Below are 24,694 nucleotides of genomic sequence, written 5' to 3'. Positions count from 1 at the left end.
CCTCATGGAGCACTGCCGTCCCCTCAACGCGATCGACTGGCTGCTCGCGGTGGTCGTGGCGACGCTCTCCGTCATCGAGGAGCTCGACCTGCGCGCCCACGTGACAGGCCATCCCCCTCGGGGGTGGTGGATCGCGGCCGCGATCGCCGCCTCGGCGCTGGTCCTGCTGCGCAGGCGCGCGCCGTTCACCGTGATGTGCCTGTACTCACCGGTGATCACCGTGGCGCTGTGGCGGTCCGGCGAGCCGGTGACCGCCTGGCAGTTCTACGTCCAGCTCCTGCTGCTGTTCGCCCTGCTCGGCAAGGCGTCGCCCCGCGACCCGCGGACCGTCGCCGGAGCGGTCATGACGGCGGCGTTCGTCACCGTCATGCTGATCGTCCCCGTTGAGCCGCCGCAGGCGGGAGACGTGGCCGTCGCGCTGGGGATGACCTTCATCGCGGGCGGGGCGGGCGTCGCCGTACGGCGTTACCGGGAGATGGCGGTCCAGGCGCGGGAGCACGCGGAACTGCTCGCCCGCGAGGCGGTCGCCGAGGAGCGCACCCGGATCGCCCGGGAGCTCAACGACGTCGTCGCGCACAGCGTCAGCGTCATGGTCATGCAGGCGGGAGCGGCACGGCTGATGCTCAGGCCGGAGCAGGCCACCGAGCGCGAGGCGCTGACCGTGGTCGAGCAGACGGGCCGTGACGCTGTCGAGGAACTGCGTCGCATCCTCGGGCTGCTCCGCACCGGCTCCGAGGGGGACGGGCTGACCCCGCAGCCCTGCCTGGCGCGGCTCGACGACCTGGTCGAGCAGATGAGGCTGGCCGGGCTCGACGTGCGTCTGAGCGTCGAGGGCGACCAGGTCCCGCTCCCGACGGGCCTCGACCTGTCGGCGTACCGGATCGTCCAGGAGGCGCTCTCCAACACCCTGCGGCACGCGGGCCCCACCTCGGCCGGGGTGACGATCTCCTACCGGAACAGGTCGCTCGACCTCGAGATCCTCGACGAGGGACCCCGCGACGGCCGCGCCGGGAACACGGGCGCAGCCGGGAACACGGGCGCGGCCGGGCACGGGCTGATCGGCATGCGCGAGCGGGTCACGCTCTTCCACGGCGATCTGTCGACGGGCCCGCTGCGCGAAGGAGGGTACGGCGTGCGGGTCACGTTCCCGCTGGCCGGGCAGTCCTGGCGGACGCCCTACCCCGCGGGGGCCGCGGCCTCCTGCTCGTCGCCCCTGCGACGGAGCCCGGACTCGACGCCCTCGACGGACTCGGCGGCCCGGTCGCGGCGGTACTCACGCACCGAGTAGGCGAGCGCCGCGGCCCAGAGGGCGACGATCGCGGAGTAGACGACCGTCCGCACCCCGTCGGAGGCGTGCAGCCACTCGCCGCGCAGCAGGGTGCGCGCGTTGGTGAGGATGATCAGGCCGCCGACGGCCGACCCCAGAACGCGCGGCGGGATGTGGCGCACCAGCCAGGCGGCGATGGGGGCAGCGAGGACGCCGCCGAGGAGCAGGACGGCCACCCAGGCGAAGTCGATGTTCTTCGAGCCGAGTCCGACGAGGAAACCCGTGCTCGCCGCGACGGCGACGAGGAACTCGCTGGCGTCGATGGAGCCGATCACCTTGCGCGGCGCCAGCCGGCCGCTGGCCAGGATGGCCGGGGTGCCGACAGGCCCCCAGCCGCCACCGCCGGTGGAGTCGACGAATCCCGCGGCCAGGCCGAGCGGGGCGAGGAAACGCTTGCGCAACGGCTTGTGCAGGTTGCCGCGCGGCAGGCCGAAGACGGTGAAGCGGACCAGCACGTACGCGCCGAGGGCCAGCAGGATGGTCGACATGATCGGCGAGGCCGTCTCGGTCGACAGGCTGCTCAGGAAGGTGGCTCCCGCGAAGGCGCCCAGAGCGCCGGGAATGCCGATCTTCCCGACGACTCCCCAGTCGATGTTGCCGAAGCGCCAGTGGGAGATCCCGGAGGCGAGGGTGGTGCCGATCTCGGCGAGGTGGACGGTGGCCGAGGCGGCGGCGGGATTGGTCCCCGCCGCCAGGAGCAGCGTCGTCGAGGTGACGCCGTAGGCCATGCCCAGACTGCCGTCCACCAGTTGGGCCACGAAGCCCACGAAGCCCAGGAGTATGAGAGCGCGCATGAGAACCTCTTCCGATTTTCCCTGCTTTCCTGACGGAATCACGTCTGCTTGCTGATCGGGTCACGCTGCGGTGCCGTATCCGGACCTCCCTTGAGGGTTCCCCTCAGGGGGCGATAATCCCCCCGAGAGGACCGGAAAAGTCGGGATCGACGCTTTCCGGTGGAGGCCGGGCCGGCAGCCGGGCGCGGGCGGCGGCCTGGCTCAGGGAGCGAGCAGGGCGGCCAGGGACGTGGCGGGACGTCCCGTCAGACGGGGGACGGCGTCGCTCACGCCGTCCAGCTCACCGTTGGCGATGGCCGTGTAGGTCGAGACCCACGCGTCGACCTCCCAGTCGGGGGCGCCGTAGTGGGCCCTGGAGCGGTAGGCCTCCTCGACCGTCTCCGAGTGGTAGGAGACCGCGCGTCCCGTGACCTCGGAGATGGTCGCGGCGATCTCGTCGAGGGTGAGCGCCTCGGGACCGGTCAGGTCGTAGGTCGCGCCCGCGTGCTCGCCGGGCGAGCCCAGGACGGTGACGGCGGCGTCGGCGATGTCGTCAAGGGCGACCACCGTCGCCCTCCCCTGCTTCGCGGGACCGCGCAGGACGCCGTCCTCGCCGACCATCAGGGGCAGGAGGTCGGCGTACATGTTGTCCCGCAGGAACGTGAAGGGCACTCCCTGGGCCCGGATGTGCTGCTCGGTCGCCCAGTGGTCGCGGGCGAGGGTGAACGTGGCGTCGGGAGCGGCTCCGTAGAAGGAGACGTACACCAGGTGGCCGACTCCCGCGGCGATCGCGGCGTCCACGAAGGAACGGTGCTGGGCGACGCGGTCGGGGGCCTCGGACGCCGAGACCATGAGCACGGTCCCGACCCCCTCGAGGGCCCGGCGCACCGCCTCGGTGTCCGCGAAGTCGGCCTGCGCGACCTGCGCCCCGGCGAGCCGCGGCGCGCGGGCGGGGTCACGGACGACGAGCCTCTGGTCGGTCCCTGCGGCGGCGAGCCTGGCGGCGACGCGCCCGCCCAGCCTGCCTGTGGCTCCTGTGACAGCGATGGTGGTCATGGGGAGAAGTTACCGGGCGTGCCCCCTTGGGCCCGCCAGGGAGCACACCGGGCGGCTTCGCATGCTTTTCCCCATCTGCGCGGCACACCCGTTTCACACCTGAAGGAAATAAATAATCTGACATGACACCTAAAACCAAAAAAGCATTAAGGTGTACGGCGGGAGCCTGAGAAGACCGTCCGAATACCGCCTCCCGCCGCCGTTCCCACGGGAGACGTCCATCGGGGCCCGAAAACGCCCGTCCGGAGCGGCACGCAGCCGGGACGCCCGGGTTTCCCGCCCGCGGGACGCCCGCACCGGGAGCGCCTCGTTCCGACGACGGGTCGCGCCGCCCTTGCGAACACGCCGAACGTCGCCCGCGAGGTCACGGGCATGGCGACATCCGAACAGGTGGCACGACAGGCGGCACGAGGGGTGGCGCGGAGGCCGCGCGAGGAGACTCACCGCCCCCGGGAGGGAGCCCCGAGCACCCGGAGGCGGCCACAGAAGTCACCAATCAACCCATAATAAGCGCATATTTAATTTTATTTCCGACACTTCGCTCGAACATTGATACAGAGCTTTTCCCGTTTACCGGGAAAAGCAACAGGGGAGTAATCGACTCGTGTCCGCCAAGACATCCGCGGCACCTTCCCGAACCCCCCTTTACCTTCACGGAGTGACGAATGAAACCCTCGAAGAGACTCGCCCTCGCCCTGCTCGCCGCGGCTCTCGGCAGCGTGGCCCTCGGGGCCGTGTCCGCGACGTTCCTTCCCGCCGCGGCCTCCGCGGCCTCCGCGGCCTTCCCGCTGGAGCCACCCTCGGGGCAGGCGGGAGACTCGCGCCCCCGGACCGGGCAGGGCATCTCCTGGACGAGCCACCTGAAGCTCGCCGACGCGGGCGGGAGCCGGGCGAAGGGCGCCTACTGACCCGGCCCGAGCGGGCGGCAGACCGGCGGAGCGACGCCTCCCGGCCCGGACCCGCCCCGGCCCCTCAGCCCAGACGCGCGACGAGGATCCCGGCGCGCGCGAGCTGCGCCCCACGCGCCCTGCGCACCGCGTAGCCCAGCAGCGTGCGGTTCCAGGCGTGCACCACGAGTGTGTCCCCGACCTCGGTGCCGCCGTCCTTCTCCGTCAGAGTGAACCGGTAGGCGAGGCGGACCCCGCCGGGACCGGCCGCCTCCCCCTCCACCGTCTCCGGCGTGCTCCGGAGCGTCACCCTGGTCAGGCTGTCGTACTTGACGAGGCCGAGGAACCTGGGGCGCTCGACCGAGGTGTAGCGCGTCTCCTTCTCCCCCCGCTGGACGTCCTTGACCGCGATCACCAGCGGAGAGAGCCCCACATAGCTCTGCGGCTGGCTCAGGTGCGCCTTGAGCGCGCCCGGAGTGTTGCGAACGTGAAAGGTGTGATGAAGCGTGGCCTTCGGCATGCTCTGCCCCCCAGATGAAGATCTTTAAGGGGAGACAGTAGCCGGTTCCGACATGTACCACCGGGTGTGTTGCTCACCTCGCGTGAGGGAGTCGAGCCTGCGGGGCAGCTCCCTGCGCGAGAAGGGGTCGGCTCCCGCGTTGCGGATGTGGATGCCCACGGCGTACATGTCCCTGATCTCCATCAGTGTGGAGTAGCCGGTCCACGACCGCAGGTCGCTGCCGTAGGCGTCGGCGAAGGCGTCCACGTCGGCGGTGGTCAGGCCGAAGCGACGCTGACCGTGGTAGGTGTGGACCAGGTCCCACTCGCGGGGGCCGACCGCGACGCCGTCCCAGTCGCAGAGCACCACGTGACCGTCGGTGCGGCGCAGCAGGTTGTCGATCCAGGCGTCTCCGTGCAGCAGCACCGGGGGGCCGTCCATGTCGAGGCCCGTCCAGCGCTCGGAAAGCTCGGCGATGCGGTCGCGCAACCAGACCCGCTGGCAGGGGGTGAGCACCGCGGAACCGTCGACCGTCCCCCGCAGCTCGGCCAGCGGGTCCGCGAACCGCTTCAGCGCCACCGGGGGGACCGGCAGCAGGTGCAGGCTGCGCAGGATCTCGCCCAGCTCGGTGGTCGTGGGACGGCCGCTGGCCGGGACGTAGTGCCAGAAGGTGACGACCCTGCCCTCGTGGACCACCGGCTGTTCGGAGATCTCGTCGGCGGGGCGGACGGCGGGGAACCCCTGCTGGGCCAGCCAGCGGGCCACCGCGAGAACCAGCGGCAGGCGGGTGAGCGCGTTGGGCGCGGTGGCGATCCTGACCACGATCCTGCTGCGCAGCTTGAAGACGGCGTTGCTGCGCACACGCAGGAGCTGGGCGTCCCTGTGGTCGATCCCGAGGTCCTCGCAGACATCGTGGAGAACCTTGAACGCCGCCTCCGCGAGCGGCCCCATCAGCTGACCGGCGCGGCGTCGACGAGCAGGTCGGTGAGGCGGCGCACCGCCACGGCTCTGCTCCTGCCCTTCGGCACCTCGGACAGCACCGCCCTGGCCCGGCTGAGCACGATGGAGGTGCGGTGCTCGAGCGGAACCTGGAGCAGCGCCTTCTCCGCCAGGTGGCAGGCATCGTCGATCTTGCCGCCACGGGCCAGGTGGGCGGCCTGGTCGAGCAGGATGAGGACCGGGTCGATGGCGTACGCGCACGAGGGGCCGGGCGTCCAGTCGACCTCCTCCCCCAGCTCGATCAGGGTGCCGATCCGGTAGAACTGCAGGCGCCGCTCGGAGAAGCGGAAGGCCAGGTGGTCATGGCCCTCGGGGGGCATTCTGGCGAAGATCCGCTCGGCCTCGGCCAGGGCGACCCTGGCGGCCTTGTGCTCGCCCATCCTGGCCAGCGCCCGCGCCTCCGCCGCCGCGCCGAGCGCCGCCGGAGAGCTCGGCGCGCTCCCGGCGAGCATCCTGGCCTCGCGCGCGAGCCGTACGGTCTCGGCCAGGTCCCCGTAGTAGTAGGGGAGCATCGCCTCCTGGGCCCTGACCAGCGCGCGCAGCCGCAGATCGCCCATGTCGTCGGAGGCGGTGCGGGCGGTGCCGTACCAGGCGTGGGCCTGACGGGTGTCGCCGAGCTTCATCAGCGCGTCCGCCGACAGCAGCGCGAGCATCACGGTCGCGCTGAGCAGGCGGCGCTGGGCCATCGCGGGCTGTCTGGCGGCGGTGAGCGCCCGCACGTCGGACAGCTCCAGCATCAGCCGGTAGAGCATCGGGAGCGGGGCGCTGGTGATGTACTCCCTGCGGTAGCGCAGCACCTGCTCGTCGAGCCGGTCGAGCTGCTCCTCGGAGACGGTGGTGAAGGCGAGCGTCCGGTCGAGGTCGTGGCGGGTCCGCTCGACCTCGGCGAGCAGCCGACCGCTCATCACGAACCGGGGGCCGAGCAAGGCGTGGTGGAACAGCGCGCGCCGCTCGACGTCGTCGTCGATCCGGTCCTCCGCGCGGTACGGCGCGCGGTGCTCTCCGCCGGAGAGCACGACGACCCTGGTCCCGCCGTTGTCGTCGCAGTAGTCGCCGGCCAGGCCGAGCCGTACCGCGTTGGCCCGGTAGAGCCTGGCCAGCAGGTCGATGGTCTGCGGCCGAGGCCTGGCGCGCCTGTTCTCCCAGGCGTTGAGGAGGTCGATGCTGGCCTTCGCCTCCCCCAGGTCCTGGCGCTCGCACAGCTCCTCGAGCTCCTCGATGGCCTGCCTGGCCGACCACCCTCTGGCCAGCCGGTGCGCCTTGAGAAGGCTGACACTGCAGCAGCCGTGGATGGCCTGCGCGGTCTGCCAGGGCGTCCACTGCTCCGAGTCCGCCTGCTCGCGCCAACGTCGCGCGCACGCCGGAGAATGCTCACCTCGCGCCACGGCGCCTCCCCGTCGCTGTTTACACAAGATTAACGAGAACGAAGCACAGCGTAAGCATGCCTGTGCATTGCATTCCCTTTATTCGCGGATTACGCACGGATCGGCGGCAACTTTCCGATGTATTCCACTGATCCTGGACCGATCCAGCGAGGGGGCGATTGCCTCACATCCCGCCAAACCGCACTCTGCACATTAAAGCCAACACCGTCCGCCAGGAGTGATCCATATGACGGCAGAGCGCGGCGAGGCCGTCGACCATCTACGGCGACTCGCCTCCCAACTGGAGGCGCACTCCTTCCAGGTGCGCCTGAAGTCGTCCCCGGGACTCTATCCCCGCCTCCACGTGATCAACCCGATGGCCCCCACCATGACCGAGGACGTCCTCGCCGCCCACGAGGAGGACGGCGAATGGTGGTTCTGGCTGTCGTGGGCCGGCCGTATCGGACAGGCGGAAGACGTCGCCACGGCCGCGGAACGTGTGGCCAGTGTGCTTCATGTGATACGCAGATAGGTGATTCTTGGGCTTCACATGGGTAACACCCGATGATCAAGCCCAGAAAGGAGCGGGATCGTGAAAAGGATCCACGTCATCCAGCGTCCGCGTCCCCCACGTGAGCCGGTTCCTCTCGACCTCCGCACCCCGTCGGGCAAGGCCCTCCCCTTCTAGGCCCTCCCCTTCCAGGGACTCTACTTCTAGGGGCTCCCCTTCCAGGGACTCGACCTCCTTCCCGCGGCCGAACCGTTTCCCGCGGGATCCGACGCCGTTCCCAGCGGCCCGCCCCGCCGCGTGACAGCAGGTCACGGCCTCGACGAGAAGGCCGTTTCAAGAGGACTTCAAGTGGGCTGCAGGCGCGCCGGGCCATCCTGTTCCCATGAACAGCGCTCCCTTCACGGCCAGCGTCAGCGTGGTCGTTCCCGCCATGAACGAGGCCGCCAACCTGCCGCACGTCTTCGCGACCCTGCCTGGCTGGATCGACGAGGTCATCCTGGTCGACGGCAACTCCACCGACGACACGGTGGCCGTCGCCAAGGCGCTCCGGCCGGGGCTGCGCGTCATCACACAGACCCGCAGGGGCAAGGGCAACGCCCTCACCGAGGGATTCGCCGCCGCCACCGGCGACATCATCGTCATGATCGACGCCGACGGGTCGACCGACGGCAGGGAGATCGCCTCCTTCGTGACCGCCCTGGTCGAGGGCGCCGACTTCGCCAAGGGCTCCCGCTACGCCCCCGGAGGCGGATCGGACGACATCAGCCCGACCCGCTCGCTCGGCAACCGGGCGCTCACCCTGATCACCAACCGCCTGTACGGCACGCGCTACACCGACCTCTGCTACGGCTACAACGCCTTCTGGGCCCGCCACCTCGACGCCCTCGGGCTCGACTGCGACGGCTTCGAGATCGAGACGCTGATGAACGTGCGGGCGGCGCAGGCCGGACTCGTGATCCGGGAGGTTCCCAGCCACGAGCGCAGCCGCATCCACGGCGTCAGCAACCTGCACGCCGTGCGCGACGGCCTGCGGGTGCTGCGCACCATCCTGCGCGAACGCGTCCGCCGTACGGCCCCCGCCCACCTGACGGCTCACCCGAGCGCCCGTCAGGAGGCCCGCCAGGAGCCCGCGGCCGCCTGAGCCCGAGCCGGCCCCCGCCAGGCGCGGGGTCCGCGCGGGCCCGCCCGTGACGGCCGCGCCGGACGGGGTCGCCTGTCACGGCTCACGTCTCGTCGTCTCGGCCGTGCGGGCTCGTCCGGCGCGGGTCGCCTCCCGGGAACGCCTCGGCCGGGCGGAGCCGTACGGTCACGACGAGACCGCCGCCGTCGCGGGGGACGGCCTCGGCGACGCCGCCGTGCGCGTGGGCGACGGCGCGCACGATCGACAGACCGAGACCCGCGCCCGAGGCCGAGCCCGTGCGGTCGTCGTTCAGCCTGCGAAACGGCTCGAACAGGCGCGGGACCAGAGGCCCGGCGATCTCGGGGCCGGTGTTCTCCACCGTGACGAAGGAGCCGGCGGAGTCGGCTCCGGTCCGCACGCTCACCGTCCCTCGCTCGTCGTTGTACTTGACGGCGTTGTCCACGAGATTGGCGATCACCCGTTCCAGCAGCACGGCGTCGCCGACGGCGGGGGCGGGAGCGAGTCCCGTCCCGGCCTCAGGACGCCCCGCCAGCGCGGCACGCGCCAGATCGGCCAGGTCGACCGGTTCGCGGTCGGTCAACTCGCGTTCGGTGTGGGCCAGCGTCAGCAACCCCTCGATGAGACGCACCTGGCGGGCGTTGGAGGCCAGCAACTCGTCACGCACCGGACGCAGTGCCGCCGGGAGCGCCGGATCGGCGAACGACACCTGGAGCAGCGCCCTGTCGATCGCGAGCGGCGTCCTCAGCTCGTGCGAGGCGTTCGCGACGAACCTGCGCTGCCCGTCGAAGGCCCGGTCGAGCCGTTCGAGCATGGAGTCGAAGGTGTCGGCCAGTTCCCTGATCTCGTCGTCGGGGCCGTCCATCGAGATCCGGCGGTGCAGGGTGCTGTCCGACAGGCGGCGGGCGGCCTCGGTGACGGTGCGCAGCGGCGCCAGTGCGCGCCGGGCGACCGTCCAGCCGACGGCCAGCCCCGCCAGCCCGACGAGCATGGTCGCCAGGATCGACCACACGACCGTCGAGGCCACCACCTGGTCCCGGTAGGTGTTCACCTGGGCCGCGACATGCCGGAAGAGGGCCCGCTCCGCGGACTCGGGGGGCAGGTCGGCCCCGACGGGACGCCCGTCGATCTCGAACGGCTCGCCGGCGATCCGCGTGACCACGAAGTGGTTGACGACCACGAGGATGACCGCGGCCAGGAAGAACAGGCTCCCGTACACCACGGTCAGCCGCCACCTGACCGGCAGGCGCCGGGCGCTCACAGGCGGTACCCCACGCCGGTGACCGTCTCGATCACCGGGGGCAGGCCCAGCTTCCTGCGCAGCGTCCCCACCGTCACCCTGACCGAGTTCGTGAAGTAGCTGATGTTCTCGTCCCACGCCTTCTCGAGCAGGTCCTCCGCGCTCACCACCGCCCCCTCGGCCCGCATGAGGACCTCGAGCACGGCGAACTCCTTCGGGCTGAGCGCGACGTACCGGCCGTCCCTGAACACCTCGTGCCGCGCCGGGTCGAGGGTGACGCCCGCCCTGGACAGGACGGGGGGAACCCGCGAGGACACCCTGCGGGCCAGCGCGCGCAGCCTGGCCACCAGCTCCGGGAAGTCGAACGGCTTGGCCAGGTAGTCGTCAGCGCCGATCGACAGCCCCTCCACCTTCGAGCGCAGGTCGCCCGCCGCGGTCAGCATGATGATCCGGGCCGGGACCCGTTCCGCGGCGAGCCTGCGGCACACCTCGTCGCCGTGGATCCTCGGCAGGTCCCGGTCCAGGACGATCACGTCGTAGTCATGGGTCGTCGCCCGCTCCAGGGCCGCGTCGCCGTCGTACACGACGTCCACGGCCATCCTCTCCTTGCGCAGCCCGGTCGCCACGACGTCGGCCAGGACCCGCTCGTCCTCCGCTATCAGCACCCGCATGTCTCGATGATCCTAGGAAGTGGTCGGCGTCGGCTCTGTCTGTGTCGGCTCTGTCTGTGTCGGCTCTGTCTGTGTCGGCCGGGCATCGGCGGAGGCCGCATCGGTCAGGTGACGGACAGCGCCAGGGTGGGCGGCATCCGGGCGGCGCGCGCCGCCGGGTAGATCCCGGCGACGACGCCCACCAGCAGCGTCACCGCCAGCCCGCCGCCCAGCGTCCACGCGGGTGCCACCGGGGGCAGGCCCCGCCAGGCCGCGTAGGCGTGGACGGCGACCACACCGAGCACGACGCCACCCGCCCCTCCGAGACCGGACAGCAGCAGGGACTCCATCAGGAACTGGAGCCGCACCTGGCCGCGGGTCGCGCCGAGCGAGCGGCGCAGGCCGATCTCGCCCCGCCGCTCGAGCACGGAGACGACCATGGTGTTGGCCACCCCGACGCCGCCGACGAGCAGGGCGACCCCGCCGACGCCCAGCAACACGTTGACGAACGCCCCCGACGCCGCCGCGCGCGCGGCCAGCGCGTCGGAGGGGCGGCTGACGGTGACCTCCTCGGGATGTTCGGGGTTGGCCGTGCGGGCCAGGACGCTCCGCACGTCCTGCACGTGCTCGTCCGCGGACCTGACGTAGATCGTCGTCGGGTGCCCGTCGAAGCCGAGGAAGCCCGCCGCGGCGGGGAAACCGACCAGCGCCGAGGCGTCGACCTCCTCGGCGAGGGGCGACTCCTCGAGCACGCCGACCACGGTCCACCACTGGCCGCCGACCCACACGGGGTCCCCCGCCGTGACGCCCAGCCGGTCGGCCGCCGTCGTGCCCAGCACCACCGCCCGCTGCGCCGCCGTCGCCGCGTTCAGCCACGTGCCGTGCCGTACGGGGGTCCGCAGGATCCGCAGCAGATCCAGGGAGGTCGCGCGGACCTGGAGTCCCGCGGTGCGGTCCGCCGGGATGCGGTCGGTACGGAAGATCGGCGCACCGGTGTCACCGGTCTGGCCCGTCATCCGGACCGGGCCGACCGCTCGGATCATCGCCTCCGCCTTCTTCGGCAACTCGGCCCGCCCGCCGAGGAGGCGGTCTCCCGGAGCGACGGTCAGCATGTCCGTGCCGAGGCTGTCGAGCTCACGCTGCAGCCCGGCCCGGCTCGAGGAGGCGACGCCCATGACCGCGATCACGGTCGCGACGCCCAGCGCGATGCCCAGCGCGGACAGCACGACCCGCGTCGGCCTGCTCCGCAGTCCCGCCGCCCCCACCCTGACCACGTCCAGGACGCCCAGCCGCGCGGGCGTCAGCCTGTCCTTCCCGAGGAGCCGCGCGGGCTCACGGCCCGGCCCGGACGGCGTCTTCGAACGGTCACTCATGACGGCTCCCTGTCCCCCTGTCTCGCGTGGTCGCCGCGTTCCCCGGCCCAGAAGCCGCGTTCCCCGGCCCGGGAGCTGCGAGCCGCGCTCCTGGAACGCCCGCGCCAGGACGCGAGCCCTCGTCGGCGACGACCCTGCCGTCGCGCAGCCGGATCCGGCGGGGCGCCGCGTCCGCGACGTCGCCGTCATGGGTGATGATCGCCACCGTGGTGCCTGCCGCGTTCAGCTCCCTCAGGAGCTCCAGCGCGTCCGCGCCCGACGCGCTGTCGAGGTTGCCGGTCGGCTCGTCGGCCAGCAGCAGCGACGGATCGCCGACCACCGCGCGGGCCACCGCGACCCGCTGCCGCTCACCGCCGGACAGCTGGTCCGGCCGGTGACCGAGCCGGTGACCGAGGCCGACCCGGTCGAGCGCGTCGGCCGCGAGACGTCTGCGTTCCCGCCTCGGCGTCCCCGCGTACAGCAGCCCGTCCGCCACGTTGTCGATCGCCGGCACGCCGTCGGCCAGGTGGAAGCGCTGGAACACGAAACCGACGTGCCGCGCCCGCAGGGCGGAGAGCTGACGGTCGTCCAGTTCGGCGACGTCGTGCCCGGCGATTCTGACCGTGCCCGACGAGGGGCGGTCCAGGGTGCCGATCAGGTGGAGAAGGGTTGACTTGCCCGACCCCGAGGGGCCGACGATCGCCAGCAGTTCCCCCGCCTCCACTCTCAGGTCCACACCGCGCAGCGCGTGCACGCCGCCCGGGTACGTCTTGGCCACGCCGACCAGTTCGATCACCGGGATCACGGGGAGCCTCCCGGTCGCGTGGCCGGGCGTCCGCTGCTCCGCGACGCGGGCGACCGCCCACGATCGCGGCGGAGGTCGGGGGTCATGTCCGCGGGACCTCGACCTTCATGCCCTCGGTGAGGCCGTCTCCGGTGATCTCGACGCGGCTCACCGCGTACAGGCCGGTCCTGACGGCGACCACACGTGTGGCGGAGCCGTCGACGACCCGCACTCCGTAGCCCCCCTCACGCAGCGCGACAAGCGCCTCGACCGGCACCGACAGCACGTTCTCCCGCCGCTCGGTCCGCAGGTCGACGGTGACGGGGGCCTGGTCGAGGCGACCGAGCCCACCGGCCACGGTGGCGTCGACGTCGATCGTCGCGGGGCTGTCCCTGTCCGCCCCGACCCTGGCGGTGACGCCGACCGAGGAGATCCGGCCCCTGACCGTGCGGCCGTCCGGCAGTTCCACCGTCACCTTCGCCCCCACGCGGGCGAACCGCTGGTAGGCCGTCTGCAGGTCGATGTGGACGGTCCGCCGGGTACTCGTGGTCGTGACCACCGTCCGCCCGGCGGTGTCGCCCTTCTCCGCGGTGTTCCCGGCGATCCGCAGCGGCCCCGAGGCCACGACGACCTGGCCGGCGTCGACCGAGCCCGTCCTGGTCAGGCCGCTGTCGCCCTGCCAGCGCCGTACGGCCCGCGCGGTCGCCCACGTGAAGTCGTCGTCGACCGTGCCCGGGTCGTAGCCGAGCGCGACCAGGTTGCGTTCCAGCTGTCCGACGTCTCCGCCTCCCGAGCCCGGGGCGAGGCTCCGGTACATGGGGATGGAGCCGTACATGAGGACGACCGGACGGCGGGCGACCTTGTAGAGCCATCCGCCGCGCCGCACGACCGTCCCCTCGGGGCGTGTCCCGGTCACGACGCCCCGCGCCCGGTTGGGCTGGACCCTGCGCCCCGAGTAGCCCAGCGTGCCGCCGAACCTCCTGGTGTCCACCAGGTCCGAACGGGTGATCCCCGCGGTGGCCTTCGCGGGGGCGGTCACGCCCGTCTGTGGCGTCGCCGGTCCTCCGCCGGGAGTCGCCGGTCCGGCGTTGAGAACGGCTGCCGCCGCCCCGCCTCCGACCGCGACCGCGACGACGCCCACCACTGTGGCCCTGCGGCTCACCGCGGGCGCCCCGGCATCAGGGACCGGCACGCCTGCTGAGCCGCCTGCACGGCGGGGGAGTCTCCCTCCGCCCCCTGCGGCATGTTCAGTTTGACGCCGCCCTCCGCGTTCTGCTCGGGATCGGCCATGGTGACCCCGCGCCGACGCATGCACGCGGTGAACGCCAGGGCCTGGTCCATGATTTTCTTCTTCTCCTCGCCCGACATTCCCGGCCGGTCCGGCGCGTACTGCTTGCAGGCCTCCCTCGCGGCGTCTCCCGTCTTCGGGTCGGGCGCGTCGATGCGGAGCGAGTCGCCGTCCTCGACCACGGTGAGGCCGTGCTCACGCAGGCATGACGCGTACTTCGCCGGGTCGGCGGACGGGTTGGGCGAAGCGCCCGCGGCCGTGCCGTTCCCCGTGGAGTCCACTCCCGGGCCCGCCCCCTGCCCGCACCCGGCGAGGATGAGCGGGATCATCACAAGAGCGGCGATCCGGATTCTCGTATCTGCCATACCGGCTTTCTAACGAGAAGGCGCTAAACAGGGATTAAGCATATTTGTTTAAGTGATTTTTATGCCCCGGACCCGCCCGCCGGGACCACGTCCGCCGCACGGACATCGTCGCTCGCTCCGGCAGCGGCAGCGGCAGCGGCAGCGGCATTCGACGCTTTCGAGCGCGCACCGGTCTACTCTGAATCTAGACTGACTAGACAGGAGGTGCCGGATGACCGGATGGCAGGTCCAGGAGGCGAAGCAGCGCTTCAGCGAGGTCGTACGGCGTGCGGTGAACGAAGGGCCCCAGGTGGTCACCAGGCACGGAGAGGAAGTGGCCGTCGTCATCGACATCGCCGAGTACCGCCGCCTCAAAGGCGACGCCCCCGACTTCAGGCGGTTTCTTCTCGCCGATCCCGACTGGGATGACGACATCGAGTTCCCCCGGAACCGTGATCTTCCCCGAGAGATCGACTTCGACTGATGGGCATCGGCTATCTGCTCGACACGAACGTGGTCTCCGAAACCCTCAAACGGAACGGAAGCCCTCGAGTCAGGGGCTGGATCAGCGCCACTCACGGCCCCACCCTTTATCTCAGCAGCCTGACGGTCGGCGAGATCCGCTGCGGAGTCGAACGCTGTCGGCGCCGTGACCCCGTACAGGCGACCTCTCTGGAACGCTGGCTCCACGACCTTCACCGGCAGTTCGGAGATCGCATCGTCCCGATCACCTCGGAAGTCGCCGAGGAGTGGGGGCGGCTGAACGCCATACGCCCCCTCCCGACGGCGGACGGCCTGATCGCCGCGACGGCCCGGGTGAACGGCTGGACGCTCGTGAGCCGGAACGTCAAGGACTTCGACGGCACGGGGGTGTCCGTCGTCAATCCGTTCGACCTGCCGACCTGATCAGGAGAACGGCGTCTTCGGGCGCTCCTGCAGGACGCCGTCCACGTAGACGTCGACCTTCTCGTCGTAGAAGCAGATCAGCCCGGCGACCCGCCCGCTCTCCTCCAGCGGCGTCCGGTAGGACCAGGCCAGGTCCGGGCGGCCGTTCACGCTCCAGTACTCGGCGGTTCCCTTGTAGGGGCAGCGGGTCACGGTGTCCGTGGGGCTGAGCAGGTCGAGGCGGACGTCGGTCTTGGGCAGGTAGTAACGCGGCGGCAGGCCGGTCTCGAACAGGATCCTGGGGCTGTGGGAGTCGGCGACGGTCACGCCGTCGACCTCCACGCGGACGTGCCGTGACGAGTGGAGGACGTCCACCCGGGTGTAGGGGTCGCGGGCGTGGACGTAGACCTCCTCGTCCTCCTCGAACCAGGCGTCGGCCGCCTCCCACTCGAAGCGCACGTGGTCGCGCAGCTCCTCGATCGGCGAGTCGGGGTAGGCCAGCGCCGCGTCGGCCACGCCCTCCACGTCGTACAGCACCGCCTCCCCCCGGCTCGGCGAGCGCACGCCGCGGCCGTTGGGCCTCAGCTCGACGGCGACGTCCTCACGGGGGAAGTAGTAGGTCGGGTAGTAGGGGATCTCCCAGACCAGCAGCGCCCTGGTGGTGTCGGCGACCGCCCTGCCTCCGAAGAAGACCCGCACCCTCTTCGCGGCCCGCTCGACGCGGACCCGCCCACGTGTGATCGGCTCCATGACCGCGGCAACCCGGGACGCCGCCCGTCTATTCCGGGCGGAGGAGGCCTTTCGGGGGCCGCGGAGCCGTACGGCGTCCTGGGCCGGCGCGCGGAGTCCTCCGGCCCCGATCAGGCCCTGCCCGCCTCGGACGGCGCCTCTCGCGGCGTGGCCGGACGCAGGGCCCCCGCGATGACGGCTCCCACCAGGGTGATGGCCGCGATCAGGCCGAAGGTGGCGGGCAGTGACGTCAGATGGGCGATCCAGCCGGTGGCCGCGGGGGCCGCCAGCCCCGACAGATAGGTGATCGTCGCGACGCCCGCGACGCCCTGGCTGGGAGTCGGGGTCGCGTTGCCGCCCGCGGCGAAGGTCAGCGGGACGATCACGGCCACCCCCAGCCCGACCAGGGTGAAGCCCGCGATCCCCAGAAGCGGGGTGCGGGCGAGGACGATCACCGTTCCGCCGAGCGCGGCGAGCAGGCCGCCCGCGCGGACGGTCGCGACCGGGCCGAGCCTGCGGACGACCAGGTCTCCGGCCAGCCGGGTGACGGCCATGGCGAGGGCGAACGTCGCGTAGCCCGCCGCGGCGAGACCGGGACCCGCGCCGGTGACGTCCTTGACGTACACCGCGGCCCAGTTCATGCTCGCGCCCTCGGCGAAGGTCGCGCAGAAACCGACGGCGCCGATGGCGACGACCGCCCGCGAGGGCACGGCGAAGCGGGGCGGCGCCTGCCTGCCCGGCTCGGAGCGCGTGTCGAGCAGCCCCCGGCTCGCCACCCAGCCGACGAGCAGGAGCACCGCGGCCATCGCCCCGTGATGGACGCGCGCGTCGACCCCGGCCTGCGCCGCGACCACGCCTATCCCCGCGCCGGTCAGGCTGCCCACGCTCCACATCCCGTGGAGCCCGGACATGATGGAGCGCTCCAGACGCCGCTCCACGATCACCCCCTGGGCGTTCATCGTGACGTCGCACATGCCGGAGACGGCGCCGTACACGAGGAACGCCGCGCACAACCAGACGAAGCCCGGAGACAGGGAGGGAAGGGCGAGCGCGGCGCACCACAGGGCGAGCAGGACCCTCGTGGCCGCGCGCCCGCCGTACCGATGGACGAGGCGGCCTGACATCGGCATGGCGACGAAGGCTCCGAGGGCGGGGCAGAACAGGGCGAGCCCCAGTTCGGCGGGGCCGAGATGCAGATGGTCCTGCAACCACGGAACGCGAGTCGCCATACTTCCCGAGACCGCGCCATGGGCAGTGAACACCGCCGCGACCGCTATGCGGGCCCGTTGATTGTCGTTGCGCATGCTGTGAAAAACTAACAGGCAGGCTTCCTGATTAAAAGGGGATAAATGAGGACCGCTACCCCGCAGATGGCCAGAGCGATCAACGACCGTCTCGCCCTCGACCTGATGCTCGAACACGGCACCCTTACGGCTCCGCAGCTGCGGGCGCTGACGGGCCTGTCCCGCCCGACCGTGTCCGACCTCGTCGAACGCCTGCGGACGAACGGGTTGATCGAGGTCGTCGGCAAGAGCGGCGACGACCGGCGAGGACCGAACGCCCGCGTCTACGGCATCGTGGCGGAGCGCGCCCACGTGGCCGGAGTGGACGTACGGCTCGACACGGTCACCGCGACCGTCGCCGACATCACCGGCAGGCCGGTCGGTTCGGCGAGACGCCGGATCGAGGCCGCGCGCCCGCCGGGAGGCGAGCGCCGCACGGAGTACCGCCTCTCGGGCGGGCCGGGCGACCAGCTGGCCAGGCTCATCGCCGCGACCGTCGCGGAGGCGGCCGGCTCCAGGAGCATGCACGCGGTCGTGCTGGGCGCGCCGGGGCTGGTGAACCCGCACAGCGGTGAACTCGCGGGGGACAACGGCGTGCCCGGCTGGCGGCCGAACCTGCTCCAGGTGCTGAGCCATCGGATCGACGCCCCGGTCACCCTGGAGAACGACGTCAACCTGGCCGCCGTCGCCGAGCACCGCGCCGGAGCCGCGCGGGGGCGTGAGGACTTCGTCCTGCTCTGGATGGACAACGGCGTGGGCGCGGCGGTCACGCTCGGCGGAAGACTGCGCAGGGGCGCGTCGGGAGGAGCGGGCGAGATCGCCTCGCTCGGCCTGCCGGAGGGCTCCTTCTGCGACCTGCTGGGCACCGAGGCCGTCAGGGGACTCGACCAGGACGCCCTCGCCGCCAGGATCGCGCGGGTGGCCTTCACCACGGTCGCGGTCCTGGACCCGGGCCTCGTGGTCCTCAGCGGGGAGACGGGCCGTTCCGGAGGGGACACGCTGGCCGCGCGGGCGGCCGAACACCTCGCAGCCCTCTCCCCCGTCCCCACCCAGGTGCGCGCGAGCACGGTCGAGGGCAACGCCGTCCTGCACGGCGCCCTGTTCACCGCCCTGTCCATCGCCCACCGGGACGTCTTCGGCGACGCTCCCGGATAGCGACGCCCCTGGCCGGCCGACGCCACGGTCAAGGGCGTCGCCGACCGGGAACGCCACCCGGCGGGACGGAGGCGTCACCTGGCGGAAACGCCCCTGCGGCGCATCGGCCGGACGGCCGCGCCGGCGAGAAGCGCGGCGGCCACGGCGGTCAGGAGGAGCTGCAGGGTCGGCCGCCACGACCAGGCGGGACCGGTCAGCGTGAGGTGCTCGACGGGATACTCGTTGTACTTCGCGGTGGCACGGGCCGTGGCCAGATCGGTGTGGGCGGCGAGATCGCGCAGCACAGGGTCGAAACCGGACTCGCCGCCGCCGCGTCCGGCGTGCGGCAACTCGACGGTCAGACCGCGTCCGCCCGCCCAGCGGGCGAGCCGAGGGTCGACCTCACGGGCGTCGGCGACACCGGGGACGACCAGCCGCCCCACGTCCCCGGCGGCGCTGTCGGCCGGTTCGGCCACGAGGACCACGCCGTGCCGGGTGGTGACCACGGCGGCGCCCCCAGCGGTGCCTCCAGCGGTGTCCGCGCCGGATCCCGCCGACGCGCCCGCGGTCGCTCCCGCCGGAGCGTCCGCGGGAGTGCCCGCGCCGGATCCCGTTGACGCGCCCGCGAGTGCGACCGCGCGGGCCGCGAACGAGCCGCCCGCGTAGACCTCGAACGCCGCGGCGACGTCGATCTCGCCCACGCCCGGGTTCAACCCGACGCCGACGACGGACGCGAACCAGGGGAACGCGGCGTTGAGCGCGTACGGCAGGTCCTCGGGGGCCGCCTCCTGGGCGGGGATGGCGGCGGAGGCGTCGAGCGACCAGCCGGGATAACCGAGTTCTCCGCCGACGCGCCTGGCCTCCGCCGCCCCCGCCAGCTCTTCGACCAGCCGCAGGGCGCCGACCATGCCGGAGGTCACGCCCGCCGTCGTGACGATCGGGCCGTCCTCGACGTAGCGCAGACCGCGCACCCAGCGCGTGTCCGGGTAGTCCCGCCGGAGGGATCCGACGACCCCCCAGTGCGAGGTCGCGGCGCGCCCCCTGAGCAGGCCGCTGGCCGCCACCAGCCGGGAACCCGCGCAGACGCCCAGGATCCTGGCCCCTCCGGCGGCCTGGCGGCTGATCCAGGAGCGCAGCGGCGCTTCCCTCTCCCCTTCCGGGTCGACGACCGCCGGGACCACGACCACGTCGGGGGCCCGCTCCCCCACCACCTCGTCCGGTGTCCGGTCCGGCAGCACGCGCAGACCGCCGGAGAGCGGAACCGGCTGCCTGCGCGCGGACACCGTGTAGACGAAGAACCGGCTGGAACGGGCGAAGACCTCGTAGGGGCCGAGCACGTCGGTGGTGACCGACCCGCTCGCCCCGACCACGACCGCGACCTCGATCCGCCCCTTCCCCGCCTCGCGGGCGACCGGCCACCCCTGGGACGGCGCCGCTCGCGCAGGACCCGGGTAGCTGTCCCGCATGGACACGGCCACCCCGGCCACGCAGGTTCCCGCCACGAGGGCGGCCCAGAGCGTGACGGCGAGGAGGATCCTGGGAAGGCGTCTGCTTCTGGGCTGCATGCTGCGACTCCTGAACGGTGAGGATCGGTGAGGGGAACCGGTCGGCCGAGATCGGTGAGGGGGAACCGGCCGGCCGAGATCGGGGACGGTGGACCGTGCGGAGGAGACGCCTCGCCGGGGCGGTCAGGCCGTGTCGTGCCGGAAGGCGGAGGGGGGCATGCCGTACCTGGCCTTGAACAGGCGGCGGAAGTGCCGTTCCTCGCGGAAGCCGCACCGGGCGGCCACCGCGTCGATCGGCAGGCTGGTCCCGCGCAGCAGGGAGACCGCGCGTTCCAGACGCAGCCGCTGCCGGTACTCCAGCGGCGTGATCCCGGTGGCCGCGGTGAAGGCCCTGCTGAGTCCTCTCGGCGACAGGTTCGCCACCTCGGCCAGCTCGGTCAGGGTGTGCGCGGCGTCGACGTTCTCCGCGAGATGGTCCTGCACCCGGTGCACGGCCGAGTCCAGGTGCGTCCTGTGCCTCAGGAACTGGCTGATCTGCTCGCCCGAGCCGTCCCTGCGAAGGTAGACCACCAGCTCGCGGGCGACGGCCGCGGTCAGCGCCGGGCCGTGGTCCCGTTCGACCAGCGACAGCGCGAGGTCGATGCCCGCCGAGACGCCCGCGCTGGTGCTGATCTGGCCGTCGTGGACGTAGAGCACCGCGTCCTGCACCTTGGCCGCCGGATATCTGGCGCGCATCGCCTCGATCAGCGACCAGTGCGTGGTGCAGCGACGGCCGTCCAGCAGGCCCGCCTCTCCGAGCGCGACCGCGCCCGTGCACACCGACGCGAGACGCGCCCCCGCGCGCAGTGCCGCGCGCAGCCAGCCGACCACGGAGCCGGACACGTACGCCCCGTCCCGCGGGGCCGTCCTCAGCCGCGGCCCCGGCACCAGCACCAGGTCTCCGGCTCCGACCTCCGGCAGCGGTCCGAGACCCGCGAGGCGCACCCCGTGGGCGGTGGTCACCTGGTCGTCGTCCGCGACGTGCTCCACATGGTATCCGCCGCCGAGGTGGGTCGCGGCGTCGAACACCTGCACCGGACCCGCCAGGTCCAGCAGATTCACCTCCGGCAGGACCAGCACCACGACTCTGCCGGTGCTCCCGGCCCTGTGATCGGCCACGGCGCTCACGCTACAACTCGCCGTCCCGCTTCAGCAGGGCCGTACGGGCACCGCACCGGACGGATCAGGTCAGCGGCGAGCGCGGGCGGACCCCTGCCGGGACGCGTGTGGGGAGGCTAGGCCGCTTCGAGGGCGTCGGCCACGGAGGGGAAGACCTCGAACACCTGGGTCAGGCCTGCGAGGTTGAGCCTGCGTGCCAGGTTTCCCTGGACGCCGGTGAGGATGAGGCGGACTCCCGCCACCTGGCCCTGGTGCCGGGCCTGGAGCAGTTCGCCTATGCCGGAGGAGTCGCAGAAGGTGAGAGCCGACAGGTCGAGGATGAGGGTCGGCGACTGCAGGAGCTCCCAGGCCCTGCCGATCTCGGCCCGCAGCACCGGCGTGTGGTAGTGATCCAGCTCTCCGCTCGCGCTCACCACAAGTGTCGTGCCGTGCAGGCCGGACGTGGCGGTGAAACTCGACTCCGGCTCTTTTCCCACGAACATGATCAACCTTCTATACCAAACCTCTCCCAGCCGTGTAACTGTCTCATACGGGACGAGTCATTCTGCTGGCCCGGGAGCCCGGGTAGGTCGGGCGGAACGCCGCCCGCCTCGCGCGACGCGCCCCCACCCCGGAGATCAGGCGGCGAGGAGCGTGTGGATCGCCCCTCCGGCTGTGTCAGGTGTGCCCAACGTCTCCCCCGTTCCAGGACGGTCCGGTCATCGCCCATGATGACCGAGACACCTACGTCGATCAAGGAACCGGCGCCCCGCGGCCCCTCGTCTTCTCAGGTGCCCACGGAGGACGGGACTATTCCGGATGAGCGTCGACGTGTCTCCTGGAAAGACGTGTGTCCTGGAAGGATGTCGGGATGGGAAGCCTGCGGTCTGCCGCGTTCGCGCTCGTCGGGGTGTCTCTGGTGGCCGCGTGCGGCGGCGGCCGTGCGGCGACGCCCTCACCGTCCGCGTTCTCCTCCGCGCCCGCGTCCCCGTCCGTGACGCGGCCGGACCCGACGCCGGGCCGTGCGGAGCCGTGGAGCCCGGCGCTGAGCCCCGGGGCCACCGGGGAGGTCCCCGCCTCGGCCGCGTGGAAGGTCGTCGATCCCGCCCGCCTGTCGGGGAGTTCGGCGCTGCTCGACGTGGCGGTGACCGGGCCCCGCGACGCCTGGGCCGTCGGATTTCAGGGCGGCGCGGAGGACCGGGAGGGGGCTCCCGCCGTCGTGCGGTGGGACGGCGTCCGGTGGCGCGAGGTTCCGGCGTTCACCGACCGCGACGTCTACCACCTGGTGGGCGTCAGCGCGGGCGGCCCCGCCGACGTCTGGGTCGTGGGCAACGGCGAGAACGCCTTCGCCGCGCACTGGGACGGGCGGCGCTGGACGCGGCATCGCCCGTTCGGGGTGGCGGAGGGCCACCTGATGACGGACGTCGCCGTCAGCGGCGGCGGCGCGTGGTTCACCGCGAACACCCCGTCGGGCGCCGTCCTGGTGGAGTGGCGGGACGGGGAGTTCGCCGACGTGCTGGACAACGCGGGCGGCGGCGGGACCTTCGCCGCGGTCACCGCCAAGGAGGGACATGTCTGGGCGGTCGGGTCGAGCCAGGAGCGCACGCCGCTGGTCTGGCACGGCCGCTCCGGCTCCTGGGAGCGCATGAGGCCGCCCGCGATCCCCGGGGGCACGCTGCGGCGGGTCTGGCAGGTCTCGCCGTCCGACGTGTGGACGGTCGGGGAGGTCTCGACGGGGCCGGACGGGCCGGGGGACCCGAACGCGCGGCCGCTGGTCCTGCACTGGGACGGCGCACGGTGGAAGCGGGTCGAGGTGCCGGTTCCCCGCGGGTCCCTGCACGGCGTCACCGCCTTCGGCCCCGGCGACCTGTGGATCAGCGGAGTCGACGCCGACCACGCCGGACAGGCGCTCTTCCTCCACTTCGACGGCACGACGTGGTCGAAGGAGTACGGCCCGCTGTTCCGGGCCCATCGGGAGGACCAGCAGTACGAGGAGACCGACGACGTCCGCCGGACGGGCGTCGCCCGGGTGCCGGGCACCGCCGCGCTGTGGGCGGTCGGCTCGGTCGGCGTGGGGGACGACGAGGACGACTTCGTGCTCCGCCGCTGATTTCAGGTTTTACCCGAAGAGTTCTCCGTTCCTCCGCTTCCGCCCGTCCGGCGCGGATCCCCTGTCACGTCGGCGTTCACGGTCCGTCCACGGCCAGGAGAGGGCCTCGCCTTCCCCTCGGAGACCCGCCGAAGCCAATGCGATCACCACAAAACGGCCCAAACTGTCGGTCGACTGCCGTAGTCTCTCCCAAACTCCAATAAAGGGGGAGTGTGACATGAAACGTGTCAAAATTACCCATAAGCCTCGTCCGCCGCGTCGGCCCGCCTCTCTCGACCTGCGCACGCCCTCAGGACGAGCGCTTCCGTTCTGACAGGAACAGCCTGTTGACGAACCACAGGACCACCCCGACCGCGAGCAGAACGCCCGCGCGGACGTAGACGTCGGCGCCGCGCCCGGTGACGGGCAGCGCCAGGACGAGGCAGACCACCGCGCCGAGCGCGGGCATCCAGCTCGGCGCCCGGTAGTGGTCGTGGTCGACGGGGTCCCTGCGCAGAACGAGGACGGACACGTTGACGAGCGCGAACACCAGCAGCAGAAGCAGCACCGTCGTGTCGGCCAGGCCGCCCACGTCGCCGGTCGCGACCAGCACCACCGCGATCGCCGTGGTGAACAGGATGGCCGCCCACGGGGTCGCCCTGGTCGAGTGGACCGAGGCGAAGACCTTCGGCACGATGCCCTCGCGCGCCATGCCGTACACCAGACGGGAGGCCATGAGCATGTTGATCAGCGCGGTGTTGCCGACCGCGAGCAGCGCGATGAGCGCGAACAGCTTGGGCGGGAACGCCAGGCCCGCCACCTTGACGACCTCCAGCAGGGGACCGCTCGAATCCATCAGCGTTCGCGTGTCCACCAGCGTGGTCGCGGTGAAGGCGACCGCGAGATAGATCAGGGCGGCCACGGCCAGGCCGCCGAAGAGCGCCCGGGGATAGTCACGCTGCGGGTTCTTCGACTCCTCGGCGAGGTTGACGGAGTCCTCGAAGCCGAGCAGCGCGTAGAAGGCGAGAGCCGTGCCGCCGAGGACGCCGAGGAACGCGCCGTTGGCCGGGTGGAACTCCAGGGCGCGGGCGGGCTCGCCGTCCCCGGAGAGCAGGGCGTAGACCCCGATCGCGATGACGACCACGAGGCCGAACGCCTCGATGACGGTCAGGACCACGTTGACCTTGATGGACTCGGAGATCCCGGCGAAGTTCACCAGCGTCACCAGCCCCAGGAAGATGAACGCGCCGACGACCACCGGCAGCGTGACGAACTCGCCGAGGTACTTGCCGCCGAACGCGCGGGCCGCGGCGCTCGCCGAGGTGATCCCGCTCATCAGCACCGCGAAGGCCACGACGAAGGTCACGAAGGGGATGTTGAACGCCTTGTTGGCGTACAGCGCGGCCCCGGCGGCCCGGGGGTACTTGCCGACGAGCTCGGCGTAGGCCGTCGCGGTCAGCGCGGCCAGCACGAAGGCCACCAGGAAGGGCAGCCACAGGGCGCCGCCGACATATCCGGCGACCTTTCCGACCAGGGCGTATATCCCCGCGCCGAGGATGTCGCCCACCACGAACAGCAACAGCACCTTGCGCCCGATCACCCGCTTTAGCGAGTGCTGGGCGGAAGCAGGATCGATCGTCGCCTCAGCCATGCCGCGCTCTTACCCAGAGCCGGACGGGAATCACCCTGCGTCACCCGAGTCCCAGCTGTAAGCATCATG

At 71.9% G+C, this 24,694-nt stretch carries 25 protein-coding genes; 8 read left to right on the top strand and 17 right to left on the bottom strand.

Annotated features, from left to right (window positions below; all coding sequences use genetic code 11):
• Positions 1 to 4: 4 nt before the first annotated feature.
• Entirely contained in the window at positions 5 to 1,288 is a 1,284-nt protein-coding gene (locus PKF00_RS34235; RefSeq protein WP_271221855.1) for a sensor histidine kinase, read from the top strand.
• Here PKF00_RS34235 and PKF00_RS34230 read toward each other — a convergent pair.
• Both PKF00_RS34230 and PKF00_RS34225 read right to left on the bottom strand, forming a co-directional pair.
• A complete protein-coding gene (locus tag PKF00_RS34230) occupies positions 1,177 to 2,121 on the bottom strand; it encodes a sulfite exporter TauE/SafE family protein (RefSeq protein WP_271221854.1) in 945 nt (314 codons plus the stop codon). The genes PKF00_RS34235 and PKF00_RS34230 overlap by 112 nt on opposite strands.
• Before the next feature lie 201 nt (positions 2,122 to 2,322).
• The gene (locus PKF00_RS34225) at positions 2,323 to 3,156 is read right to left on the bottom strand and encodes an SDR family oxidoreductase (RefSeq protein WP_271221853.1); all 834 of its coding nucleotides are present in this window, start codon (positions 3,154 to 3,156) and stop codon (positions 2,323 to 2,325) included.
• Between the two features lie 665 nt (positions 3,157 to 3,821).
• On the opposite strand from PKF00_RS34225, the gene PKF00_RS34220 reads away from it, so the two are divergent.
• Positions 3,822 to 4,064 carry a hypothetical protein gene (locus PKF00_RS34220; protein WP_271221852.1) on the top strand — a complete coding sequence of 81 codons (243 nt, stop codon included), beginning with the start codon at positions 3,822 to 3,824 and terminating at the stop codon, positions 4,062 to 4,064.
• 64 nt (positions 4,065 to 4,128) lie between these two features.
• Here PKF00_RS34220 and PKF00_RS34215 read toward each other — a convergent pair whose 3' ends face one another.
• The 3 genes from PKF00_RS34215 to PKF00_RS34205 are packed head-to-tail and all read right to left on the bottom strand — an operon-like array spanning position 4,129 to position 6,926.
• Entirely contained in the window at positions 4,129 to 4,563 is a 435-nt protein-coding gene (locus PKF00_RS34215) for an SRPBCC family protein (RefSeq protein ID WP_271221851.1), read from the bottom strand.
• Positions 4,564 to 4,587: 24 nt separating this feature from the next.
• On the bottom strand, positions 4,588 to 5,493 hold the full coding sequence (locus PKF00_RS34210) for a phosphotransferase enzyme family protein (RefSeq protein ID WP_271221850.1): 906 nt from the start codon (positions 5,491 to 5,493) through the stop codon (positions 4,588 to 4,590).
• Complete coding sequence (locus PKF00_RS34205; RefSeq protein ID WP_271221849.1) at positions 5,493 to 6,926, bottom strand: helix-turn-helix domain-containing protein; 1,434 nt, start codon at positions 6,924 to 6,926, stop codon at positions 5,493 to 5,495. The genes PKF00_RS34210 and PKF00_RS34205 overlap by 1 nt, the downstream gene beginning before the upstream one ends.
• 226 nt (positions 6,927 to 7,152) lie before the next feature.
• Between PKF00_RS34205 and PKF00_RS34200 the strand changes: the two genes are divergently transcribed.
• Positions 7,153 to 7,437, top strand: coding sequence for a hypothetical protein (locus PKF00_RS34200; RefSeq protein WP_271221848.1), 285 nt, complete (start codon positions 7,153 to 7,155; stop codon positions 7,435 to 7,437).
• 361 nt (positions 7,438 to 7,798) lie between these two features.
• On the top strand, positions 7,799 to 8,557 hold the full coding sequence (locus PKF00_RS34195) for a glycosyltransferase family 2 protein (RefSeq protein WP_271221847.1): 759 nt from the start codon (positions 7,799 to 7,801) through the stop codon (positions 8,555 to 8,557).
• An 82-nt stretch (positions 8,558 to 8,639) separates the two neighbouring features.
• Here the strand turns inward: PKF00_RS34195 and PKF00_RS34190 are convergent, their stop codons facing one another.
• The 6 genes from PKF00_RS34190 to PKF00_RS34165 all read right to left on the bottom strand — a co-directional run bounded on the left by PKF00_RS34190 (position 8,640) and on the right by PKF00_RS34165 (position 14,233).
• Positions 8,640 to 9,815 (bottom strand): ATP-binding protein, encoded by a 1,176-nt coding sequence (locus tag PKF00_RS34190; RefSeq protein WP_271221846.1) that lies wholly within the window; start codon positions 9,813 to 9,815, stop codon positions 8,640 to 8,642.
• Positions 9,812 to 10,465 carry a response regulator transcription factor gene (locus PKF00_RS34185; RefSeq protein WP_271221845.1) on the bottom strand — a complete coding sequence of 218 codons (654 nt, stop codon included), beginning with the start codon at positions 10,463 to 10,465 and terminating at the stop codon, positions 9,812 to 9,814. Before PKF00_RS34185 ends, PKF00_RS34190 begins: the two co-directional genes overlap by 4 nt.
• Positions 10,466 to 10,569: 104 nt before the next feature.
• Complete coding sequence (locus PKF00_RS34180; protein ID WP_271221844.1) at positions 10,570 to 11,817, bottom strand: ABC transporter permease; 1,248 nt, start codon at positions 11,815 to 11,817, stop codon at positions 10,570 to 10,572.
• A complete protein-coding gene (locus PKF00_RS34175; RefSeq protein ID WP_425582322.1) occupies positions 11,810 to 12,601 on the bottom strand; it encodes an ABC transporter ATP-binding protein in 792 nt (263 codons plus the stop codon). Before PKF00_RS34175 ends, PKF00_RS34180 begins: the two co-directional genes overlap by 8 nt.
• Before the next feature lie 82 nt (positions 12,602 to 12,683).
• On the bottom strand, positions 12,684 to 13,772 hold the full coding sequence (locus tag PKF00_RS34170) for a peptidoglycan-binding protein (RefSeq protein ID WP_271221843.1): 1,089 nt from the start codon (positions 13,770 to 13,772) through the stop codon (positions 12,684 to 12,686).
• Positions 13,739 to 14,233, bottom strand: a complete 495-nt coding sequence (locus PKF00_RS34165; RefSeq protein ID WP_271221842.1) for a hypothetical protein — start codon at positions 14,231 to 14,233, stop codon at positions 13,739 to 13,741. The genes PKF00_RS34170 and PKF00_RS34165 overlap by 34 nt, the downstream gene beginning before the upstream one ends.
• A gap of 211 nt (positions 14,234 to 14,444) precedes the next feature.
• Here PKF00_RS34165 and PKF00_RS34160 point away from each other — a divergent pair, with 211 nt between their 5' ends.
• Both PKF00_RS34160 and PKF00_RS34155 read left to right on the top strand, forming a co-directional pair.
• On the top strand, positions 14,445 to 14,696 hold the full coding sequence (locus PKF00_RS34160; RefSeq protein ID WP_271221841.1) for a type II toxin-antitoxin system Phd/YefM family antitoxin: 252 nt from the start codon (positions 14,445 to 14,447) through the stop codon (positions 14,694 to 14,696).
• Positions 14,696 to 15,118, top strand: coding sequence for a type II toxin-antitoxin system VapC family toxin (locus PKF00_RS34155; RefSeq protein WP_271221840.1), 423 nt, complete (start codon positions 14,696 to 14,698; stop codon positions 15,116 to 15,118). Before PKF00_RS34160 ends, PKF00_RS34155 begins: the two co-directional genes overlap by 1 nt.
• Here PKF00_RS34155 and PKF00_RS34150 read toward each other — a convergent pair whose 3' ends face one another.
• Entirely contained in the window at positions 15,119 to 15,847 is a 729-nt protein-coding gene (locus PKF00_RS34150; RefSeq protein ID WP_271221839.1) for a DUF427 domain-containing protein, read from the bottom strand.
• Positions 15,848 to 15,957: 110 nt separating this feature from the next.
• On the bottom strand, positions 15,958 to 17,130 hold the full coding sequence (locus PKF00_RS34145; protein ID WP_271221838.1) for an MFS transporter: 1,173 nt from the start codon (positions 17,128 to 17,130) through the stop codon (positions 15,958 to 15,960).
• A 45-nt stretch (positions 17,131 to 17,175) separates the two neighbouring features.
• On the opposite strand from PKF00_RS34145, the gene PKF00_RS34140 reads away from it, so the two are divergent.
• Positions 17,176 to 18,264 carry an ROK family transcriptional regulator gene (locus PKF00_RS34140; protein WP_271221837.1) on the top strand — a complete coding sequence of 363 codons (1,089 nt, stop codon included), beginning with the start codon at positions 17,176 to 17,178 and terminating at the stop codon, positions 18,262 to 18,264.
• A gap of 74 nt (positions 18,265 to 18,338) precedes the next feature.
• Here PKF00_RS34140 and PKF00_RS34135 read toward each other — a convergent pair whose 3' ends face one another.
• From PKF00_RS34135 to PKF00_RS34125, 3 genes are all read right to left on the bottom strand, one after another.
• Positions 18,339 to 19,808, bottom strand: coding sequence for a DJ-1/PfpI family protein (locus tag PKF00_RS34135; protein ID WP_271221836.1), 1,470 nt, complete (start codon positions 19,806 to 19,808; stop codon positions 18,339 to 18,341).
• 123 nt (positions 19,809 to 19,931) lie between these two features.
• Positions 19,932 to 20,906, bottom strand: a complete 975-nt coding sequence (locus PKF00_RS34130; protein ID WP_271221835.1) for a GlxA family transcriptional regulator — start codon at positions 20,904 to 20,906, stop codon at positions 19,932 to 19,934.
• A 116-nt stretch (positions 20,907 to 21,022) separates the two neighbouring features.
• Positions 21,023 to 21,388, bottom strand: coding sequence for an STAS domain-containing protein (locus PKF00_RS34125; protein ID WP_271221834.1), 366 nt, complete (start codon positions 21,386 to 21,388; stop codon positions 21,023 to 21,025).
• Between the two features lie 368 nt (positions 21,389 to 21,756).
• Here PKF00_RS34125 and PKF00_RS34120 point away from each other — a divergent pair, with 368 nt between their 5' ends.
• Entirely contained in the window at positions 21,757 to 22,995 is a 1,239-nt protein-coding gene (locus tag PKF00_RS34120; RefSeq protein WP_271221833.1) for a hypothetical protein, read from the top strand.
• 289 nt (positions 22,996 to 23,284) lie between these two features.
• Here the strand turns inward: PKF00_RS34120 and PKF00_RS34115 are convergent, their stop codons facing one another.
• Positions 23,285 to 24,625 (bottom strand): APC family permease, encoded by a 1,341-nt coding sequence (locus PKF00_RS34115; protein WP_271221832.1) that lies wholly within the window; start codon positions 24,623 to 24,625, stop codon positions 23,285 to 23,287.
• Between the last annotated feature and the right edge of the window lie 69 nt (positions 24,626 to 24,694).

The organism is Streptosporangium carneum (assembly GCF_027922005.1).
Lineage (GTDB): Bacteria > Actinomycetota > Actinomycetes > Streptosporangiales > Streptosporangiaceae > Streptosporangium > Streptosporangium carneum.
This window is presented reverse-complemented; position numbering and strand designations above follow the sequence as displayed.

Excerpts from the sequence above, each read along its gene's own strand:
- PKF00_RS34160 (WP_271221841.1), top strand. The coding sequence starts at position 14,445 with ATGACCGGATGGCAGGTCCAGGAGGCGAAGCAGCGCTTCAGCGAGGTC.
- PKF00_RS34220 (WP_271221852.1), top strand. The coding sequence starts at position 3,822 with ATGAAACCCTCGAAGAGACTCGCCCTCGCCCTGCTCGCCGCGGCTCTC.
- PKF00_RS34200 (WP_271221848.1), top strand. The coding sequence starts at position 7,153 with ATGACGGCAGAGCGCGGCGAGGCCGTCGACCATCTACGGCGACTCGCC.
- PKF00_RS34165 (WP_271221842.1), bottom strand. The coding sequence starts at position 14,233 with ATGGCAGATACGAGAATCCGGATCGCCGCTCTTGTGATGATCCCGCTC.
- PKF00_RS34135 (WP_271221836.1), bottom strand. The coding sequence starts at position 19,808 with ATGCAGCCCAGAAGCAGACGCCTTCCCAGGATCCTCCTCGCCGTCACG.
- PKF00_RS34225 (WP_271221853.1), bottom strand. The coding sequence starts at position 3,156 with ATGACCACCATCGCTGTCACAGGAGCCACAGGCAGGCTGGGCGGGCGC.
- PKF00_RS34120 (WP_271221833.1), top strand. The coding sequence starts at position 21,757 with ATGGGAAGCCTGCGGTCTGCCGCGTTCGCGCTCGTCGGGGTGTCTCTG.
- PKF00_RS34125 (WP_271221834.1), bottom strand. The coding sequence starts at position 21,388 with ATGTTCGTGGGAAAAGAGCCGGAGTCGAGTTTCACCGCCACGTCCGGC.
- PKF00_RS34155 (WP_271221840.1), top strand. The coding sequence starts at position 14,696 with ATGGGCATCGGCTATCTGCTCGACACGAACGTGGTCTCCGAAACCCTC.
- PKF00_RS34115 (WP_271221832.1), bottom strand. The coding sequence starts at position 24,625 with ATGGCTGAGGCGACGATCGATCCTGCTTCCGCCCAGCACTCGCTAAAG.
- PKF00_RS34145 (WP_271221838.1), bottom strand. The coding sequence starts at position 17,130 with ATGCGCAACGACAATCAACGGGCCCGCATAGCGGTCGCGGCGGTGTTC.
- PKF00_RS34210 (WP_271221850.1), bottom strand. The coding sequence starts at position 5,493 with ATGGGGCCGCTCGCGGAGGCGGCGTTCAAGGTTCTCCACGATGTCTGC.
- PKF00_RS34150 (WP_271221839.1), bottom strand. The coding sequence starts at position 15,847 with ATGGAGCCGATCACACGTGGGCGGGTCCGCGTCGAGCGGGCCGCGAAG.
- PKF00_RS34185 (WP_271221845.1), bottom strand. The coding sequence starts at position 10,465 with ATGCGGGTGCTGATAGCGGAGGACGAGCGGGTCCTGGCCGACGTCGTG.
- PKF00_RS34140 (WP_271221837.1), top strand. The coding sequence starts at position 17,176 with ATGAGGACCGCTACCCCGCAGATGGCCAGAGCGATCAACGACCGTCTC.
- PKF00_RS34215 (WP_271221851.1), bottom strand. The coding sequence starts at position 4,563 with ATGCCGAAGGCCACGCTTCATCACACCTTTCACGTTCGCAACACTCCG.
- PKF00_RS34180 (WP_271221844.1), bottom strand. The coding sequence starts at position 11,817 with ATGAGTGACCGTTCGAAGACGCCGTCCGGGCCGGGCCGTGAGCCCGCG.
- PKF00_RS34235 (WP_271221855.1), top strand. The coding sequence starts at position 5 with ATGGAGCACTGCCGTCCCCTCAACGCGATCGACTGGCTGCTCGCGGTG.
- PKF00_RS34230 (WP_271221854.1), bottom strand. The coding sequence starts at position 2,121 with ATGCGCGCTCTCATACTCCTGGGCTTCGTGGGCTTCGTGGCCCAACTG.
- PKF00_RS34195 (WP_271221847.1), top strand. The coding sequence starts at position 7,799 with ATGAACAGCGCTCCCTTCACGGCCAGCGTCAGCGTGGTCGTTCCCGCC.